The organism is Leucobacter tenebrionis (genome assembly GCF_019884725.1).
GTDB classification, from domain to species: Bacteria; Actinomycetota; Actinomycetes; order Actinomycetales; family Microbacteriaceae; genus Leucobacter; species Leucobacter tenebrionis.
Genome location: NZ_CP082322.1, coordinates 3000862 through 3019262, shown reverse-complemented (window position 1 = coordinate 3019262; position 18401 = coordinate 3000862). Strand labels below are relative to the sequence as shown.

Sequence of the window (18401 nt, the reverse complement as noted above, 5' to 3'; positions counted from 1 at the left end):
ACCGGCGAGCAAGCGGTCCAGCCGCCCGATCGCGGAATTATCCATATGGATAGCCGTGCGCTCATCCTCAAGCCCCGTGCGCCCAGAGCACAGCCCCGGGCTTCGCTCTCCAGCGACCGGTTCATAGACTCATCACGAACATGCCTCCGGCGCCCCACGGGCGCGTCCGGCAACGCAGCCATTCCGAGAGGAAACCCGCATGACCACACCAGCACCGACAGCAGAGGTCCACGACCCGGGTCTCAGTCGCCGCACGCTCGGCGTTCCCGCCATCACCTTCATGATCATCGCGGCCTCCGCGCCGCTCACCGTCGTCGCCGGCGGCGTCACCACGTCGTTCGCGGTCACCGAGTCGCTCGGTGTGCCGCTCGGCTTCCTGCTCATCGCGATCATCCTGACCGTCTTCGCCGTCGGCTACACGGCGATGGGCCGATTCATCACCAACGCCGGCGCGTTCTACGCCTACATCTCCCGTGGCCTCGGCCGCCCGGTCGGGGTCGGCGCCTCCCTCATCGCGCTCGTCGCGTACAACGCGATGCAGGTGGGCATCTACGGACTCTTCGGGTTCCAGCTCTCCATGTTCCTCGAGGCCAAGTTCGGGTTCTCATCGCCGTGGTGGCTGTGGATCCTGCTCTGCATCGTCGTGGTCGGCGTGCTCGGCGTGAACCGCGTCGATCTCTCGGCCAAGGTGCTCGGACTGCTGGTCGGCCTCGAGTTCCTCGTGGTCATCGTCTTCGACATCGTCTCGCTGAACGTCGCACCCGAGGGCGTCACCGCCGCGACGCTCGACCCGTCGGCGCTCTTCGGCCCGTCGCTCGGCATCATCCTCGTGTTCGGCGTCGCGGCGTTCATGGGCTTCGAGGGCGCCGCGATCTACGGCGAGGAGGCGAAGGATCCGAAGCGCACGGTGCCTCGCGCCACCTACGCGGCGGTCGCGATCATCGGCGTCTTCTACGCCATCAGCGCCTGGGCGTTCTCGGTCGGCATCGGCCCGTCGCAGATCGTCGCCCAGTCGCAGGAGTTCGGCCCCGACCTCATGTTCATCTTCATGGGCGAGCACACGGGCGTCATCTTCGCGGACATCATGACCCTGCTCTTCATCACGAGCCTCTTCGCATCCCTCCAGTCGTTCCACAACGCGGTCGCACGATACTTCTTCTCGCTGGGACGCGAGGGCGTGCTGCCCGCCTGGTTCGGGCACACGAGCAAGGCCGGCGCCCCCTGGGCCGGCTCCGTCGCGCAGACCGTCATCGCGCTCGTCGTGGTGATCGGCTTCGCCCTCGCGGGCGACGCATTCGGCGGCGCCGAGGCGATGCTCGGCGACATGGCCTTCCTCTACCCGGTGCTCACGATGTTCACCTGGCTCACCAACACCGGAGCCGCGGCGCTCGTGCTACTCATGGCGGTGATCGCGGCCGCAGTCATCGGGTTCTTCCGCAAGAATCGCCACGATCTCAGCCTGTGGACCACGGTCATCGCGCCCGTGATCTCGGGGCTCGCGCTGCTCTGGGTCTTCATCATGATCCTCGCGAACTTCCAGCTCATGCTCGATCAGGAGAAGCCCGACGCGACCACCTTCATCCTGCCCGGCCTCATCTTCGCGGCGGGCATCATCGGCGTGGTGTGGGGCCTCGTGCTCCGCTCCCGCAACCCCCAGGTGTACCGGCAGATCGGACACGGCACCGAGCCCGGCGCCTACGGCACCGAGATGATCGACGTGGTCGACGAGACGCTCTGATCACGTAGAAACGGGTGTGGCCCGGAAGCATTCGCTTCCGGGCCACACCCGTTTCCGGTCCTGCGGACTATCTATCAGGCCGCCACCCCGCGCTTCGCTCCGTAGGCTGGCCCTGTGGGGCCACCGCGGCCTGGCAAAACGCTGGCGCGTTTTGCTATCAGGCCGCGCCCTCGAACATGCTCGTGACCGAACCGTCCTCGAAGACCTCGTGGATCGCCTTCGCGAGCAGCGGAGCGATGGGCAGCACGGTGAGCTTGTCGAACTGCTTCTCGGGCCCCACCGGCAGGGTGTCGGTCACGACGACCTGATCGATGAAGTCCTGCGAGAGGTGCTCGGTCGCCTTGCCCGAGAAGATCGCGTGCGTGCAGGCAATCGTGACGCCGCGCGCACCGGCCTCCTTCAGCGCCCCGGCAGCCTTCGCGATCGTGCCGCCCGTGTCGATCATGTCGTCGACCACCACGCACCAGCGATCCTTCACCTCGCCGACGATCTCATGCACCGAGACCTGGTTCGGCACGAGCGGATCGCGGCGCTTGTGGATGATCGCCAGCGGAGCGTCGAGCCGGTCGCTCCACACGTCGGCGACGCGCACGCGCCCCATGTCGGGCGAGACGACGGTGAGATCATCACGATCGATGGTCTTCTTGAAGTGATCGAGCAGCACCGGCATCGCGAAGAGGTGATCGACGGGGCCGTCGAAGAAGCCCTGGATCTGCGGAGCGTGCAGATCCACCGACATGATGCGGTCCGCCCCCGCGGCCTTGAAAAGGTCGGCGACGAGGCGCGCCGAGATGGGCTCGCGCCCGCGCCCCTTCTTGTCCTGGCGGGAATAGGGGTAGAAGGGCGCCACCACGGTGATGCGCTTCGCCGAGGCGCGCTTGAGCGCGTCGACCATGATGAGCTGCTCCATGAGCCACTCGTTGATGGGGTTGGTGTGCGACTGGATCACGAACGCATCGGCGCCGCGAACGCTCTCGTCGAATCGGGCGTACAGCTCGCCGTTGGCGAAGGTGCGCGCGTCGGTCGGAACGAGTTCGGCGCCGAGCTCAGCGGCCACCTGCTCGGCGAGCTCGGGATACGCCCGGCCCGTGATGAGGACAAGCTTCTTCTGCCCCGCCATCTCGATCTTGCTCATGGGTACTATTTCCCGCTGTCCTTTGCTCGTTGCGTTTCCTGTGCGAGTTCCGCCGCACGGGCGGTACTCGTGCCGGGCCGGTGCTCGGCTACCCACCCCTCGAGGTTGCGCTGCGGCGCTACATTGAGCGCCAGCGATCCCGAGGGGACATCCTTGCGCACGACCGTGCCGGCGGCCGTGTACGTGCCATCCTCAATGGTAACCGGAGCGATGAGCACGTTCTTCGAGCCGATGCGCACACCGTTGCCGACGACCGACTGGTGCTTCTGCACACCGTCGTAGTTGGCGAAGATGGTGCCCGCCCCCACGTTGCTGTCCTCGCCGATCACGGCATCTCCCACATAGCTGAGATGCGGCACCTTGCTGCCCTCGCCGATCTTCGCGTTCTTCGTCTCCACGAACGCGCCGAGCTTGCCGCCGGTCCCGAGTTCGGTGCCGGGGCGGATGTACGAGAACGGCCCGACGCTCACCTCCGGCCCGAAGACGGCGAGGGTGGCTTCGCTGCGCCGGATCCTCGCTCCCTCTCCCACTTCGCAGTCGACCAGCGTCGTATCCGGGCCGATCACCGCACCCGCCGAGATCGTCGTGGCGCCGTGCAGGAAGGTGCCCGGCAGGATCTCTGCGTCGGCCTCGATCGAGACATCCGCATCGATCCAGGTGGTCGCCGGATCCTGAATGGTGACCCCGTTCCGCTGGTGCTCGCGCACGATGCGGCGATTGAGCTCGCGTCCGGCCTCCGACAGCTGGGCGCGGTCGTTGACGCCCGCGATGATCCAGGGATCATCGGTGGCGACCGCCTCCACTCCCCCGCCGCTCGACAGGATGCGGGCCGCCGCGTCGGTGAGGTACTTCTCGCCCTGGGCGTTGTTCGTGTCGATCTGCGCGAGCGCGGCCTCGAGCGCGCGCCGAGCGAACACGTAGATGCCCCCGTTGATCTCGGTAATGCGGCGCTGCGCCTCGCTCGCGTCCTTCTCCTCGACGATGCCGGTGACCGAGCCGCTCGCATCACGGAGCACACGGCCGAGACCCGTCGGATTGTCGAAGATGGCCGAGAGCATGGTCATCGCCCGACCGCCCTCGAGGTGACCCTGCACCAGGCGATCCAGCGTCGCGGTGTCGATGAGCGGCACATCCCCGGACAGCACCACGACCGAACCCTCGAAATCGTCGGGAAGCGCGGCGAGCGCCTGCTCGACCGCCCGGCCGGTGCCCGGGATCTCGTCCTGGTCCACGATCACGGTGTCGGGGGCATGATCGAGGATCGCCTCGGCCACGCGATCCCGATCGTGGCGCACCACCGCGAGCACCCGCTGCGGAGAGAGACCGGCCGCGGTGTCGAGCACGTGGGCGATGAGCGAGCGCCCCCCGATGCGGTGAAGCACCTTCGGCAGCGACGACTTCATGCGGGTGCCCTGGCCCGCCGCGAGGATGACAACTGCTAGGGAGCGTTCTGCCATAGTGGTTCGTCCTTTCGTACGCGGGGCGGGGTGGTCCGCTCCCGACACACGGAGAAGCTTCGCTTCCCTCAGTTCTCGGCGCTGGTGAGCGCCGTTTTCGGAGCGAGCTCGCGGCGCTCCGCACCGCGAGTGCTCGCTCCGCCCCTAGGGTTCGAACCTAGACCTCACAGCTCCAAAGGCTGTCGTGCTGCCATTACACCAAGGCGGATCGTGCCGCGAGGGCACCATACAAGTCTGCCAGATCGTCGAAGGTCCCGCGCCCAATCCACCCCGGGGACGGCTCCTGCGGCACAGATCTGCCGTGCAGCACATCGATACGCGCTATTCAGTGTGCTGGACGGCAGATCTGCGCTGCAACGCCGACGCCGACCCGTTCTGCCCGCTCACCCCCTTTCCGGGCACGAACAGAGATAATGGTGGGATGAAGCAAGAGGATGAGGTCGATCGCATCATCGCCGCGTGGGAGCGCGAGCGCCCCGATCTCGACCTTGCACCGCTGACCGTGTTCTCGCGCCTGTGGCGCATCGCCAAGCACGTCGAACGCGCACGAGCTCACGCGTTCGAGCGCTCCGGGCTCGCGTCCTGGGAGTTCGACGTGCTCTCGGTGCTGCGACGCAGCGGATCTCCGTTCACGCAGAGCCCCAAGGTGCTCGTGCAGCAGACCATGGTCTCGAGCGGCACGATGACGAACCGCATCGACCGCATGGTCGAGCGCGGCCTCGTGCGCCGCCTCACCGACCCCAACGACGGCCGGGGCGTGCTCGTCGAGATGACCCCGCACGGCCTCACTCTCGTCGACGCCGCCATGACCAGGCTGAGCGACGCCGAAGAGCATCTGCTCGGCGGGCTCGCCCGCTCCGAGCGAGACCGCCTCTCGGTGCTGTTGCGCAGGCTCGCGGCGAGCGTCGACCGCTTCGAGCCGGTCACGGGCCCCATCGATCTGCCCGAGGGAGGCTGACCGGCTCGAGGAGGCGCGGCGAACTCCCGGACCCGTGCCACGGGATGGTCAAGTAGTAGATTCCCCCTGAGAGGGAAGGAGCTCATCATCGAAGCCATCGTGTTCGACTGCGACGGAGTGCTCGTCGACAGCGAGAGACTCTTCGTCACCATCGACCAGCAGGTGTTCCGCGAACTCGGCTGGGAGGCCACCGTCGAGGAGATCACCACTCATTTCGTCGGCAAATCCGGGCGGGACTACGAGAAAGCACTCCGCTCCGTGCTCGGACCGCTCCCCGACAACTGGCGCGAACCCTACTCCCACCTGTACGCCCAGGCCATGAGCGAGCGTCTCACGGCGGTCGACGGAGTGGAGGCGGCGCTGCAGAGCATCCCCCTCCCCAAAGCCGTCGCTTCGAACAGTTCGAGGGACACGCTCCGAGCGTCGCTCACCGTCACATCCCTGCTGCCGTACTTCGACGACCGTGTCGTCAGTGTCGATGACGTCGAGCACGGGAAGCCCGAGCCCGACGTGTATCTCCGCGCCGCGGAGCTCCTCGGGCTCTCGCCGGAGCAGTGCATCGCGGTCGAAGACAGCCCCACGGGCGCCACGGCAGCGCTGGCTGCGGGCATGCACGTACTCGGCTACGGCGGCGGGCTGGTCCCGCCCGACGTGCTGAGCGAGCTCGGCGCTTCGGTCTTCATGTCGATGGACGAGCTCCCGGCCATCGTCGCCGAGCTCGCGTGACGCCCCTCGGTCAGGATCCGGGCAGCTCGCGGTCTTCGGGGAGAGCCGGCGTCGAGGCCGGCGGACGGCGCAGGCTGCCGGATCCGCCGCCCTCGAACGCCGCGGCGTAGCCGAGCAGCACGGGGTCGGTGTAGGCGGCGCCCGCGAAGGTGAGGCCGACGGGCATGCCGATGTCGCTCATGATCCCCATCGCGACCGTGACGCTCGGGATCCCGAGGTGCCGCAGCGCGTAGTTGCCGTTCGAGAAGAACACGCCGTTCGACCAGGCGTGATCCGCCGCGTCCATGTCGCGCTCGGCGTTCTCGCGGGCCACGTCGGCGTTCGCGGGGAACACCACCCCGTCGAAGCCGTTCTCGGCGAGCCATGATTCAAAGAGATCCTCGCGAAGCTTCACGAGTGCGCGCAGACCGTCCGCGAAGTCGGGGCGCTCGCGCGGATCCGGGATCCCCCGCTTCGCGTAGGCCACGGTCTCGCGGTAGCGGTTCTCGTAATCCTCGACCTCCTCGTAGCGGTCGGGCAGCGTGCCGGGGGGCTGCGGGAAGATCTGATCCGGATCCACCACCGCGAGCTCGGGGATCGCGGGATCGCCGTTGGCCTTCAGGAAGTCGTCCCAGCCGAAGGCGAGGAAGTCGGTGAACTCGGTGTCCATCCACCCCTCGGGCAGCACGCCGAGCGCTCCGACGTTCTCCTGGCCCGGCCGATCGCCCTCGTACCGCTCGATGAGCGGGAAGTCGGTCACCACGACCTCCGCCCCCAACGATTCGAGGCGCGCCCTCGCCTGCGCGAAGAGCTCGAGCACGGAGGGCCGCACGGCGATCGGGAAGTTCGGGTCTTCACCGAGGTACATCCGCGGAACCGCGAACCGCTTACCCTCGAGGGCTCCGGGATCGGCGACCTCGAGGTAGGAGGTCGGCCGGTGCTCGCTCGGCTTCGGCAGCTCGACGACGCTCTGGTTGCGCCAGAAGTCGCCGCGCGTGATCTCGTCGTCCTGCACGAGCACGTCGAGGAGTCGCAGCATGTCTGGCATGGAACGGGTGTGCGGCACGACCACGTCGCGCGCCGGGAACAGGGGCCAGTTGCCGCGGATCGACAGCACGCCCCAGCTGGGCGTGTACGCGCAGAGGGCGTTGTTGGAGGCGGGGCTGCGCCCGCTCGACACGGTTTCCTCGCCCATGCCGAACACGGCGAGGTTGGCGGCGGTCGAGACGCCCGAGCCGTTCGACGACCCCGAGGCGTACGCCGCGGCGAGATAGTCGCGGTTGTAGGGGCTCTCAGCGCGGCCGTACACGCCGCGCTGCATGCCTCCGTCGGCCATCGGCGGCATGTTCGTCTTGCCGATCAGCACCGCGCCTGCCTCGCGCAGCTTCGCGACCGAGAAGGCGTCCCACTGCGCGACGAGGTCTTTGAACGCCGGCGATCCGGAAGCCACCGTGAGGCCCTCGACCATGTACGAGTCCTTCACCGTGAACGGCACGCCCTCGAGCGGCCGCTGCTCCCCCGCTGCCCAGCGGCGGTCGGATTCCGCGGCCTCCTCCAGCGCCCGCGGGTTGGGCACCACGATCGCGTTGAGGCCGTTCTCGCCACGGTCGTAGGCCTCGATGCGGGCCAGGTAGCGCTCGGTGAGCCAGGTGCTCGTGATCTCGCCGCGGCTCAGCGCGCCGAGCACATCGTCGATGCCGGCCTCGATCAGCTCGAACGCCTCCGGAGTCGCAGCCCCCTCTTCGTACGCCTCGGTGCGGTCGCCCATGGATCCCTCGCTTCTTTCGATTCTTCGGATGCGCGGCCATTGCCGCGAACGGCCGATCGCCGTATCCTGAAAATAGTTTCAGTTGTGATCGGCCGGGTGTCAAGTGGCCCGCGCCGATCAGTCGGAGAAAGGGCGGGATCGTGGCGGCGGAAACCCGTGAGCGCATCATCGAGGCATGCGAGCGCGTGATCGCGCGCGGAGGCCTCCGCGGTTTCCGCATGGGCGACGTGGCTCGCGAGGCAGGGGTCTCGATCGGCCTGCTCGCGTATCACTTCGGCGACCGCGACGGGCTGCTGCAGGCGGCCCTCGACCACGTCAACGAGAGCGCGGCGCGGCGTGCGGAGGCGGCCTCCGAGCAGGCCGCGAGCCGGGAGGCCGGCAACGAATCGCGCCCGCCGACCGACCGGCTCGCCGCGCTGCTCTGCTCGGAATTCGGCGACGATCCGCAGGTGCGCGCGGGATCGACGGCGTGGAACGAGCTGCGGGCCGCTGCCGTGTTCGACACGGATCGGGCAGCCGCGGTCGCCCGATCCACCGCCGATTGGCAGCGGGAGGTGCGGGGACTGCTCCTCGAGGCCCGGCCGGAGATCGATCCGGATCCCGCGGCGCTGATCCTGACCGCGCTCGTCGAGGGTCTCTCCGGGCGATGGCTCACGGGTCAGCTCACGACCGCCGAGGCGCAGCGCGCGGTCCACGAGGCGCTGCGCGGGCTCGGGATGCAGGTCTGATCACTGCGAGGGCGAGGATCAGGCGCGCCTCGACGGCCGAGCGCGCCGAGCTCTCTCAGCGGCGACACCGCGCAACGCCTCACCCAGCCAGGAGACGACAGCGGCGTTCTCGCCTGCGCGGCGCATGAACGCCACCCGTCGTTCACCGAGATCCTGCACGGTCGGTCGCAGTACGACGTCGAAGTCAGGATCGACGCTGGCGGCGGTGGTGAGCGCGAAACCGAGCCCCTCCTCGACGAGTCCGTGGATCATGTAGAGGTCATCGGTTCGCATCAGTTCGCGCACCGGGTAGCCGGCAGCACGGCAGACGCGGCGCAGCACCCGGTCGGAGGCCTCGTCATCGCTGCGGCTGCAGAGCCAGGCCACGCCCTCGAGCTCGGCGAAGTCCAACCGCTCGCGGGCCGCCCACTCCCCCTCGCGCGCGACCATCACCCCGTAGGGTTCGCTCAGCAGCGTTTCGAGCACCAGGTCGGGAGCTGCGAACGCGGGATCGGCGGACGCGTCGAATACGAGCCCCGCGTGAACCTCCCCGGCTCGCAGCAGCCGTGCGACCTCGCTCGGCTCGGCCTCGATCACCTCGACGCGCACCGGGCTGCGCTGCTGCAGCGCCGAGATTGCTGCAGGCAGCAGTCGCGATCCCATCGAGGCGAAGGTACCGACCCGCAGCGTGACGAGTCCGGCGTCACGCAGATCCACCACTTCCCGCTCCGCGCGGTCGATACCCGCGAGCGCCTGCTCGATCCGCTCCGCGAACGCGGCGCCGAGCGGGGTCAATCGCGTTCCCCGGCGGTCGCTCTCGACGAGCTTCGCGCGAAGGTGCGCTTCGAGTCCGCGGAGATGGTGCGTGAGCGTGGGCACACCGTAGTGGAGCGCGTCGGCCGCCCGCGTCAGGCTGCCGTGCTCGCGCACCGCGATCAGCACTCGGAACTGCTGCAGATTCATCACTCATAGAGCGTATGCCACTGAGAGCGAAACTCTGATATTCCAACTGTGATGCGGCTTCTCTACTCTGATCCTCATGTCCACCACCGCCCCGCACGCCCCAGCGCCACGAGACTCCGCCGCGGCGATCCCCGAACACCAGTTCGAGACCCCGTTCGCCGACGCCCTGCGCTCGCTCGCGCAGCACGACTGGCAACGACTGCACGTACCCGCACACCACGGTCACGCGGAGAACGCGCCCGGCGTCGCGAATCTCATCGGCGCCGGGACGCTGCGGCTCGACTTCCCGATGCTGTTCAGCAACGCGGATCAGGAGACCTGGCGCCTCGTGACGCCCGGCCGTAGGACCCCGATCATGCGCGCGCAGGATCTCGCGGCTGAAGCCTGGGGCGCGAGCCGGGCCTGGTTCATCACCACGGGCGCCTCGGGCTGCAACCACATCGCGACCTCGGTCGTGCGCGGGCTCGGATCGGAGCTGGTCGTGCAGCGCAGCGTGCACTCGAGCGTGATCGACGGCATCACGCACGCGGGCCTCATCCCCCATTTCGTCTACGGCTCGGTCGACGCGGGGCTGGGATCCTCCCACGGCGTCACCGCGGAGCAGGTCGAGGCCGCGCTCGCCGCCGCCCCCGCGAGCGCCGCGGTCTACATCGTCTCCCCCAGCTACTTCGGCGCCGTCGCCGACATCGCAGCGATCTCGGAGGTCGCCCACCGCCACGGCGTGCCGCTCATCGTCGACGAGGCCTGGGGCGCCCACTTCGGTCTGCACCCGGCGCTTCCCGTGAACGCAGCCCGTCTCGGCGCCGACCTCGTGATCTCGAGTACGCAGAAGGGCGCGGGATCGCTCGCCCAGTCGGCGATGCTGCACCTCGGCCACGGCCCGCAGGCCGAGCGGCTCGAGTCGCTCGTGGATCGCGTGGTGCGCTCCTATCAGTCGACGAGCACGAGCGGCCTGCTGCTCGCCTCGCTCGACGAGGCGCGGCGCCACCTGGTGACGCGGCCCGACCGGATCGAGGCCGCACTCGCCTCGGCCGAGCGGATCCGGTCGCTGGTGCGGGCGGATCGCCGGTTCCGCGACGCCACCCCCGACATCCTCGCGAGCCCCGACGCGATCGCGAACGACCCGTTCAAGATCGCCATCGACACCCGAGGCGCCGGAATCACCGGGGATGACGCCCACAATCGGCTGCTGCGCGACCACCGCATCTACTGCGAGCTGTCGACGCCCGCGGCCCTGCTGCTGCTCATCGGAGTCACCTCCCCCGCCGACGTCGACCGCTTCTGGGAGGCGCTGCAGGCGTTGCCCGAGGCCGCCGTCGAGCCGGAGCGGCCGATCGCGCTGCCCGCCCCGTGCGAGCGCGCGATGGGCCTGGACGAGGCGTTCTACGCCCCGGTCGAGCTCGTATCGCACAATGCCGCTGTCGGCCGCGTCTCAGCCGATTCCCTCGCCGCGTACCCGCCGGGCGTGCCCAATGTCATGCCGGGCGAGGTGCTCTCGGCGGAAGTCGTGGAGTTCCTGCGCAGCACCGCGGCGTCGCCGTCCGGCTACGTGCGGGGCGCCGCCGATCCCGAGCTCGCGGTCTTCCGCGTCGTCGCCCAGTAATCTCGAACACCATCATGGCCGAAAGGCCCCCGCACGAAGGAGTGTCATGCCGACCACCGGAACCATCGCGCCGCCCGAGGAGATGCATCGCGGCCTGAAGAACCGCCATCTCCAGCTCATCGCCATCGGAGGCGCGATCGGCACGGGCCTCTTCCTGGGCTCCGGCAAGCTCATCAGCGTCTCGGGGCCGTCGATCATCTTCGTCTACATGGTGATCGGCTTCTTCGTCTTCTTCATCATGCGCGCGCTCGGCGAGCTGCTGCTGTCGAACCTGCACTACAAGACCTTCGGCGACATCGCGAAGGACATGCTCGGGCCGTGGGCCGGGTTCTTCGTGTCGTGGAACTACTGGTTCTCGTGGGTCATCGCCTGCGTCGCCGACATCGTGGCGATCACCGCGTACGTGCAGTGGTTCAACGAGGACATCCCCAGCTGGGTGCCCGCACTCGTGGCCGCCGTGGTCCTCCTGCTGCTCAACCTGCAGCCCGTCAAGTACTTCGGGGAGACGGAGTTCTGGTTCGCCATCATCAAGATCGTCGCGATCCTCGGTCTCATCGCTGTCGGGCTGATCCTCATCTTCACCCGCTTCGAGAACCCCGACGGCGACGTCGCCTCGATCACGCACCTGTGGGATCACGGCGGCATGTTCCCGATGGGCGCGAGCGGCTTCGTGCTCGGCTTCCAGATGGGCATCTTCTCGTTCATCGGCGTCGAGCTGGTCGGCACTGCCGCCGCGGAGACCCAGAACCCGCGCAAGACCCTGCCCAAGGCCATCAATTCGATCGTCGTGCGCATCCTCATCTTCTACGTGGGCGCCCTTGCGATCATCATGAGCGTCACCCCGTGGGACCGGATCGAGCCCGACGAAAGCCCGTTCGTGTCGACGCTCGCGACCGCCGGTTTCGGGCTCGCGGCGTTCGCGATCCAGCTCGTGGTGCTCACCTCGGCGGCGTCGAGCGCGAACTCGGGGCTCTATTCAGGCACGCGCATGCTCTTCGGCCTCTCGAAGGACGGCCACGCTCCCAGGGTGTTCTCGCTGACCGACTCGCGCGGCGTGCCGACGAGGTCGGTGTTCTTCACGGCGGTGTTCCTGTTCAGCGCGATCCCGCTGCTCTTCGCCGGCGACGGCGTGGTCGCCGCGTTCACGTTCGTGTCGTCGATGTGCGCCACGCTGATCCTCTTCACCTGGGGCTCGATCGTGGTGAGCTACATCGTGTACCGCCGACGCTTCCCCGAGCGGCACGCGGCCTCGAAGTTCAAAATGCCGCTCTCGCGGATCGCGCCCTGGCTCGTGCTCGCTTTCTTCGTCTTCATTGCCGGCACCCTGCTCTACGGCGATGACACCCGGCCTCCGTTCCTCGCGACCCCCGTGTGGTTCATCGTGCTCACCGCGCTCTGGCAGTTGCGCAAGCGCAAGCTGCAGCGCGAGGGGCGCCCGCTGACCGCTCCGGTACCCACGGTCCCCCACCCCCTCGACGAGGAGTAGACCGGGCCCACGGGGCGGGGGCGGGTCACCCCCTGAATCTGACGGGACCCGCCCGAGCACCTGACGCGGAGTCCGCGCCGGCGAACGACTCTGGATCGGGCGGAGCTGCAGACCCGAGCGACGGGCCCGTCCCCGGTGGGTGGTCTGTGTGGGTGCGTCCGGTGGGACTGGTCCAGCGGAGCGTTCCGCCGCGGTGTTGTCGAACGTGCCAGCCGCCGTGGTGTTTGAGGGTGTGGTGCCCACGGCACAGGTGGGCGAGATTGTCGGTCGAGGTCGGCCCGCCTTTGGCGGCGTCGATGGTGTGGTCGAGGTCGCAGCGGGCGGTGGGGATTCGGCAGCCGGGGAATCGGCAGTGCTGGTCTCGTATGGTAAGGATGCGGCGCATCTGCTCGCTCGGGCGGTAGCGGTCCACGCTGAGCACCTCACCGGTGGGGTCGGTGTGCACCCGGGTCCAGGTGTCGGCGTGTCCGGCGAGTTCGCGTGCGGTGTGCTCGTCGATGGGTCCGTGCCCTGAGAGCACCGGTGCTGCACCGTACGCGCCCCCGGGCTTGTCCCCGAGTTCGCCCCCGAGTTCTGCTCCGGGCGTGAGGGTGTGCGCGGGGACGATGATCTGCACGCTCGCGCGGATCGCCTCGCCCGGAGTCCCGGCGAGCATCACGCGCTCGTCGGCGCCGAGCAGCAGGTCCGCGAACGCGTCGGCGCGGAACTGGTCCCGGGTGCGGGGCGCCGGTTCGGGTGATCCCGCGAGCCCGACCGTTGCTGCCGGCTCGGCGGGAGCGGATGCTGCCCCTATCGGCCCGACTGTTGCAGCCGCTTCGGTCTCCGCGGGGCGGGGAGAGGTGGTGTCGCGTATGGTGCGTGCGCCGCGCTCGGCGGCCCTGGCGATACGGGTGAGCCGATCATGAATCGCGTACGCCTGCACCGCGGGCAGGCGCGCGAACAGGTCCGCCATCCCGTCGTCCCCGTCAACCACCCGTACACACCGCTGAGCGGCCGCGTCCCGGTGCCGGGTCTCGAGCGGGCGCTCGGCCCAGCGCTCGGCGATGCGCTGCGCGATCGGACGCAACCGGTTCGGCGTCTCCCGCACCGCGATCCCGAGCACCTCGTTCTCGTACCCCGCCCGCCGCTGCCGCACTCCCTCCCCGTCGCCGGCACCGATCACCATCCCCGCGTCGGCGACCACGCGCGCATGCGCGAGCGATAACTCGGCTTCCTCGAGCGCGGACAGCGTCGCCGGGAACCCATGGGTGAGACGGAACGCGAGATCCATCTGCGACTCAATCTGGTACTCGCCCACCCCCAGCGCGGTCGCCAGTTCCGCCCGCAACGAGCGATACCGGATCTCACGCGACGCCCCGCCCCCGAAGCCGGCCCTCGCATCTCCGACCGTGACCTCGTCGATCGCGGCCGCGATCAGCTGCAGGCGGCCCGCATCGACCCGGCGCTGCTGCCACTCCAACCGCTCCACCCAGGACACCACCGCATCCACCCCGCACACCCCACCCGCGGCCTCCCCGGGCCGAGCATCCGAAGACACCCCGCACACCCCGCCCGGCACCCCGCCCTCGGGCGCGCACCCCGGAGCGTCGGCCCCACCCGGGGCCCGAAACGGTACTGATCGGTCATGACACCATTGCACCAGCAACCACCGACATTCATAGAGCCGGCTGCTCCTGAGCCGATTCCCAGCCGGAGCAGGGGCGGGGCGCAGTAGCGCGAGCGGCCAGAACGAGGTCTACGCGTTCGCCGCGCTCCGCGCTAGATGCAGTTCGTGAGCTTCGAGTTCCGTCTCGACATTGGGCTCGGAGCCGGCCAATGCCTGCCCCGCGGTCTCCCGAATGCAGCATACGGCGATGAGCCCCACCACCGACATGCCCATCAGGTAGAACGCTGCCGCCGCCGGGTTGCCCGTGGTTCGCACCAGCGAATCGATCACGAGCGGCGCGGTGCCCCCGAAGAGCGCGATGGAGATGTTGTACGAGACTCCGAGGCTCGTGTTCCGCGACGCGGTCGGGAACATCGCCGGGTAGGTCGACGCCAGAGTTCCCATGTAGAGCGCGACCGGGATACCGATGAGCGCGAGACCTCCGACGATGGCGACCGGAGAATCGGCTCCGATCAGCATGAACGCAGGGAATGCCAGCACGATCACCCAGATCGCGGCCGCGAAAAGAACCGGTTTGCGCCCGAGACGATCCGAGAGCATCCCGACGAAGGGCATGAGGCACGCCATGAGCAGCATGAGTGGGAGAGAGAAGAGATTGCCCTGGACGGCGTCGTGTTCGAGCACCGTGGAGAGATAGGTGGGCATGTAGGAGGTGAAGGCATAGCCGGCCGAGTTCGCGGCGGCTACGAGCAGCACCACCAGCAGCATCGGGCGCCAGTTGCTCGCGAAGACCCGCAGTGGGTTGACCTTCAGCGGACCCGTCGCATCTGCGCTCCGCTCTGCCGCGAGCGCCGCGAAGTGGGGAGACTCCTCCACCCGCATCCGCAGGTAGACCGCGATGAGGCCGAGCGGGCCCGCGATGAGGAACGGCACCCGCCAGAGTCCGGCTTCCATCGCCTCCTGCCCGTACAGGACCTGCATCACGGTCACGATCGCTGCGCCGAGCACGAAACCGAGGTAGCTGCCCCCGTCGAGGAACGCCGCGTAGAACCCTCGCCTGCGGTCCGGAGCCGACTCGCTGATGAAGGTGAGCGCCCCCGTGAATTCCCCACCCGCCGAGAAGCCCTGCAGCACCTTCAGCGCGACCAGCAGCACGGCCGCGCTGGCCCCGATCATCGAGTACCCGGGGAGCAGTCCGATGAGGAAGGTAGCGACCGCCACCAGCGTCAGCGTCATGAACAGGACGCGTTTGCGCCCGATCTTGTCGCCGAGCCAGCCGAAGAGGAGGCCGCCGAGAGGCCGGAAGAGGTACGTGCTCGCGAAAGTGCCGAGCATGAAGATGACCTGGGTCGCCTGATCCGCCTCCGGGAGGAAGACGGGCCCCAGCGTGACGATGAGGTACCCGAACACCCCCACGTCGTACCACTCCATGATGTTGCCGACGAAGGTGCCCCGTACGGCCCTGCGCAGCTCTCGTTTGCGGACCACGTTGATGGTCCCTGTATCGAGCGCCGTGCTCTCAGGGGCAGCGGGTTCGGTCATCTCGGAACTCCTTTGTCTGTGACGATGATGGATGGCACTGGGGCGGCCGAGCAGGGCCGCAGGATCGGTGCCGCCGTGCTGAGCACGGATGTCAGTCGGCCGTGGGAGCGGTACGTCGCTGCCCGAACACGGCGAAGTAGTAACAGAGGTATGCCGCGAGCGTCGCGGTCATGTCCTGATGATCCGTCATCGGGTTGACCTCGGTCACCGCGAACGAATCGCAGTGCGGAGCGAGCGCCGCCACCGCGTCGATCGCCTGACGCGAGGTGAGCCCGCCGGGTTCGAGCGCACCGGCCCCGGGTGCATGCGCCGGATCGATCGCATCGATATCGAAGGAGAAGTGCACGTGATCGGCACCGGCGATGCGACGCAGGATCCGATCCACCGCCGCGTCGGTGCCGATGCGCGCGAATTCCTCGGCGGTGATCCGAGCGAGCCCCGAGTCTTCGAGGTACCGTCGCGACGAGGGGAAGTTGAAATGCCGGAGACCCACCTGGATACTGTGCGCGGTACTCGCGCGCGGGAGCTCGAGAGAGCGCCGCATACCGCTCGATTGGCTGTGCGTGCCCTGCTGCACATTGGCGTCCATGACGTCGAGATGGGCGTCGAAGTGGATTACGGCGACGCTGCCCTCGGTGGCATCGTGCAGTCCTCGCGTACCCGCGTAGAGGAAGCAGTCGTCGCCGCCCAGCAGGATGGGTACGCGCCCCTCACGCATTGTCGCGGCGACCCGGTCGGCCGTCCGATCCAGTGTGGTCATGAGATCGTGAGCCACGACCTCAGCGTCGCCGCCGTCGATGAGTTCCGGAGCCGGGTGGAGCTCTCCCGTTTCGAGCGAGAAGACCTCTCCTCCCTCCACACGCTGGGTGATCCAGCCCAGCGCGTGACGGATGCGGTCGGGAGCGTACCGCGATCCGGGGAACCCGAGCGTGGAGGCGCCGTCGAAGGGCGCTCCGATGAGCTCGAACTGGCGGGCTGCTGCGATCATGCGGTCTCCTCCGTAAGGCGGTCGTCTCGGTCCGATGCGGTGTTCTGTCCCAGCCTCACGGGTGCTCCACAATGAAACAACCACGTATACCGTGAATGTCAATCTCAATATTCACTATCATCGTGAATATGGCTCCGACGCTCGCCGATCTTCTCGCCAACCGATCGCTCGCCCTCACCTGCGTCACGGGCCACGACGCCCTCCATCGGCCCGTCTCCCGGGTGCACGTGGCAGAGGTGAGCGATCCGAGCCCCTGGTTGACGCGGGACGTGCTCCTGCTCACTACCGGACTGCTTGAGCGAACGCCTGAGGAGCTCGACGACTTCTTCGCCGCGCTCGCGGGCCGCGAGATCGCCGCGGTCGGGTTCGGCGTGGGTCTCATCGTCGAGGCGGTTCCCGAGGAGTGGGTGCGCGCTGCCGACCGGCACGGGATCCCTCTGCTGAGCATTCCGCTCTCCACCCCCTACATCGCCATCTCCGAGTTCGTCTCGACCCGTCTGGCCGACCGGCAGCTCGATCAAGTGAGACGCATGCTCGAGGTCCAGCAGCGCATCGCGTATTCAGAGGCGACCCCCGCTCAGCAGATCGAGGCGCTCCGATACCTCGCACGGGAGCTCGAAGCCGTCGTGCTCTGGATCGCCCCCGACGGCGCGCTCCGCACAGCCGGAGACGGTATCGCGCTCGGCGTCCGCGAACGGCAGATGGTGAGCACGGAGCTCTCGCGCCACATCGCCTCGGGCCGTTCGACCGGTAGTGCGTCGATCGGCGGATTGTTCGTGCACCTGAAAAGCACCGCCGGCTCACCGATCGCGGTGGCGCGCCCTCGGCGCTATTCCCCTCTGGAGCAGGGACTCATCGGTTCTCTCGCCACCTTCATCGATCTCTCGCGCGACACCGCGGCGTTGCCCGGTCTCGCCGCTTCCCTGCGCGAGCAGCTGCTCTCCGAGGCGATCACCGGCCGCCTGACGGCGGACGCCCGACTCTTCGAGGTGCTCTTCTCGGGCACCGAGGCGTGCACGGCGGTCTTTCTCGCTCCGACCCCGGAGACGAGGGGTGCCCGGGTTCGGGAGCCGGCCGCCGGCCTCCTGCTCAAGTCCTATCTCGCCGCTGAGCTGGCCGAGGGAACCCCGGCTGCCGCGCCGCTGTTGAGCACCGTCGACGACGGCTTCTATCTGATTCTCCCCGCTGTATCGGCGAACCGGGCGGCTCCGGCGGTCGAGCGCTTCCTCACCCGGGAAGCGAGCATGCTCCCGGGCTGGAGCGCCGGTGTCAGCGAGACGCGGGAGCCCGGCGTTCTGCGTGAGCTTTGCGCGTCCGCCCGACGAGCGCAGGAGGCAACGGCGTTCCACCGGGAAGCCCTGGTACTCAGCGCCGACCAGCTCGGCCATCTGGAACTCATGGGCGATTGGTTCCGCAGCAGCGGCGAAGCACCGGTCTTCTCGGATTGGCGCCTTCGGATCGCCGGCCTCGAGCCGGCCCGGGCCGAGCGCCTGCTCGGCCCGCTGCGAGCATTTCTCTCCGTGAATGGGGCGTTGGAGCGGGCCGCCGCCGCGCTCGGCCTGCACCGTCAGACGCTGAACGCCCGTCTCGCCGAGGTCGAGCGGGTGCTCGGCGTGTCGCTCTCGGACCCGACCGACCGCGCTCTGCTATGGCTCGGTTTCGAATCCGGCGCACTGATCGGCACGGACGCAGGATGACGCCCCGGCGTCAGGCCTGGCGCCAGCTCCTGCGTCAGCCCCCCGGTA

General features: G+C 68.5%; 14 protein-coding genes and 1 tRNA gene. 7 read left to right on the top strand and 8 right to left on the bottom strand.

Annotated features, from left to right (window positions below):
* Positions 1-199 precede the first annotated feature (199 nt).
* Positions 200-1738 carry an APC family permease gene (locus tag KVY00_RS13900; RefSeq protein ID WP_223043460.1) on the top strand — a complete coding sequence of 513 codons (1539 nt, stop codon included), beginning with the start codon at positions 200-202 and terminating at the stop codon, positions 1736-1738.
* A gap of 157 nt (positions 1739-1895) precedes the next feature.
* Here KVY00_RS13900 and KVY00_RS13895 read toward each other — a convergent pair whose 3' ends face one another.
* The 3 genes from KVY00_RS13895 to KVY00_RS13885 all read right to left on the bottom strand — a co-directional run bounded on the left by KVY00_RS13895 (position 1896) and on the right by KVY00_RS13885 (position 4538).
* Positions 1896-2873 carry a ribose-phosphate diphosphokinase gene (locus tag KVY00_RS13895; protein WP_223043459.1) on the bottom strand — a complete coding sequence of 326 codons (978 nt, stop codon included), beginning with the start codon at positions 2871-2873 and terminating at the stop codon, positions 1896-1898.
* A gap of 5 nt (positions 2874-2878) precedes the next feature.
* Positions 2879-4330 (bottom strand): bifunctional UDP-N-acetylglucosamine diphosphorylase/glucosamine-1-phosphate N-acetyltransferase GlmU, encoded by a 1452-nt coding sequence (gene glmU, locus KVY00_RS13890; RefSeq protein ID WP_223043458.1) that lies wholly within the window; start codon positions 4328-4330, stop codon positions 2879-2881.
* Between the two features lie 136 nt (positions 4331-4466).
* Positions 4467-4538: transfer RNA gene (locus KVY00_RS13885), tRNA-Gln, on the bottom strand.
* Between the two features lie 213 nt (positions 4539-4751).
* Between KVY00_RS13885 and KVY00_RS13880 the strand changes: the two genes are divergently transcribed.
* Both KVY00_RS13880 and KVY00_RS13875 read left to right on the top strand, forming a co-directional pair.
* The gene (locus KVY00_RS13880; protein ID WP_223043457.1) at positions 4752-5288 is read left to right on the top strand and encodes a MarR family winged helix-turn-helix transcriptional regulator; all 537 of its coding nucleotides are present in this window, start codon (positions 4752-4754) and stop codon (positions 5286-5288) included.
* Positions 5289-5387: 99 nt separating this feature from the next.
* Positions 5388-6014, top strand: coding sequence for an HAD family hydrolase (locus KVY00_RS13875; RefSeq protein WP_223043456.1), 627 nt, complete (start codon positions 5388-5390; stop codon positions 6012-6014).
* A gap of 10 nt (positions 6015-6024) precedes the next feature.
* On the opposite strand, the gene KVY00_RS13870 is transcribed toward KVY00_RS13875, so the two are convergent.
* Entirely contained in the window at positions 6025-7761 is a 1737-nt protein-coding gene (locus KVY00_RS13870; protein ID WP_223043455.1) for an amidase, read from the bottom strand.
* Positions 7762-7901: 140 nt separating this feature from the next.
* Here KVY00_RS13870 and KVY00_RS13865 point away from each other — a divergent pair, with 140 nt between their 5' ends.
* Positions 7902-8489: a TetR/AcrR family transcriptional regulator gene (locus KVY00_RS13865; RefSeq protein WP_223043454.1), complete on the top strand. Its 588-nt coding sequence runs from the start codon at positions 7902-7904 to the stop codon at positions 8487-8489.
* 18 nt (positions 8490-8507) lie between these two features.
* Here KVY00_RS13865 and KVY00_RS13860 read toward each other — a convergent pair whose 3' ends face one another.
* Complete coding sequence (locus tag KVY00_RS13860) at positions 8508-9431, bottom strand: LysR family transcriptional regulator (RefSeq protein WP_223045335.1); 924 nt, start codon at positions 9429-9431, stop codon at positions 8508-8510.
* A gap of 76 nt (positions 9432-9507) precedes the next feature.
* On the opposite strand from KVY00_RS13860, the gene KVY00_RS13855 reads away from it, so the two are divergent.
* Together KVY00_RS13855 and KVY00_RS13850 are read left to right on the top strand one after the other, a co-directional pair.
* The gene (locus tag KVY00_RS13855; protein ID WP_223043453.1) at positions 9508-11034 is read left to right on the top strand and encodes an aminotransferase class I/II-fold pyridoxal phosphate-dependent enzyme; all 1527 of its coding nucleotides are present in this window, start codon (positions 9508-9510) and stop codon (positions 11032-11034) included.
* A gap of 46 nt (positions 11035-11080) precedes the next feature.
* Positions 11081-12520 carry an amino acid permease gene (locus KVY00_RS13850; RefSeq protein WP_223043452.1) on the top strand — a complete coding sequence of 480 codons (1440 nt, stop codon included), beginning with the start codon at positions 11081-11083 and terminating at the stop codon, positions 12518-12520.
* Between the two features lie 25 nt (positions 12521-12545).
* Here the strand turns inward: KVY00_RS13850 and KVY00_RS13845 are convergent, their stop codons facing one another.
* The 3 genes from KVY00_RS13845 to KVY00_RS13835 all read right to left on the bottom strand — a co-directional run bounded on the left by KVY00_RS13845 (position 12546) and on the right by KVY00_RS13835 (position 16656).
* The gene (locus KVY00_RS13845) at positions 12546-13997 is read right to left on the bottom strand and encodes an HNH endonuclease signature motif containing protein (RefSeq protein ID WP_223043451.1); all 1452 of its coding nucleotides are present in this window, start codon (positions 13995-13997) and stop codon (positions 12546-12548) included.
* Between the two features lie 258 nt (positions 13998-14255).
* Entirely contained in the window at positions 14256-15668 is a 1413-nt protein-coding gene (locus tag KVY00_RS13840) for an MFS transporter (protein ID WP_223043450.1), read from the bottom strand.
* Between the two features lie 91 nt (positions 15669-15759).
* Entirely contained in the window at positions 15760-16656 is an 897-nt protein-coding gene (locus tag KVY00_RS13835) for an arginase family protein (protein ID WP_223043449.1), read from the bottom strand.
* 128 nt (positions 16657-16784) lie between these two features.
* Between KVY00_RS13835 and KVY00_RS13830 the strand changes: the two genes are divergently transcribed.
* A complete protein-coding gene (locus tag KVY00_RS13830) occupies positions 16785-18353 on the top strand; it encodes a PucR family transcriptional regulator (protein WP_223043448.1) in 1569 nt (522 codons plus the stop codon).
* Positions 18354-18401 lie beyond the last annotated feature (48 nt).

Coding starts and splice junctions, on each gene's coding strand:
- KVY00_RS13900 (WP_223043460.1), top strand. CDS start 200: ATGACCACACCAGCACCGACAGCAGAGGTCCACGACCCGGGTCTCAGT.
- KVY00_RS13895 (WP_223043459.1), bottom strand. CDS start 2,873: ATGAGCAAGATCGAGATGGCGGGGCAGAAGAAGCTTGTCCTCATCACG.
- glmU (WP_223043458.1), bottom strand. CDS start 4,330: ATGGCAGAACGCTCCCTAGCAGTTGTCATCCTCGCGGCGGGCCAGGGC.
- KVY00_RS13880 (WP_223043457.1), top strand. CDS start 4,752: ATGAAGCAAGAGGATGAGGTCGATCGCATCATCGCCGCGTGGGAGCGC.
- KVY00_RS13870 (WP_223043455.1), bottom strand. CDS start 7,761: ATGGGCGACCGCACCGAGGCGTACGAAGAGGGGGCTGCGACTCCGGAG.
- KVY00_RS13860 (WP_223045335.1), bottom strand. CDS start 9,431: ATGAATCTGCAGCAGTTCCGAGTGCTGATCGCGGTGCGCGAGCACGGC.
- KVY00_RS13855 (WP_223043453.1), top strand. CDS start 9,508: ATGTCCACCACCGCCCCGCACGCCCCAGCGCCACGAGACTCCGCCGCG.
- KVY00_RS13850 (WP_223043452.1), top strand. CDS start 11,081: ATGCCGACCACCGGAACCATCGCGCCGCCCGAGGAGATGCATCGCGGC.
- KVY00_RS13840 (WP_223043450.1), bottom strand. CDS start 15,668: ATGACCGAACCCGCTGCCCCTGAGAGCACGGCGCTCGATACAGGGACC.
- KVY00_RS13835 (WP_223043449.1), bottom strand. CDS start 16,656: ATGATCGCAGCAGCCCGCCAGTTCGAGCTCATCGGAGCGCCCTTCGAC.
- KVY00_RS13830 (WP_223043448.1), top strand. CDS start 16,785: ATGGCTCCGACGCTCGCCGATCTTCTCGCCAACCGATCGCTCGCCCTC.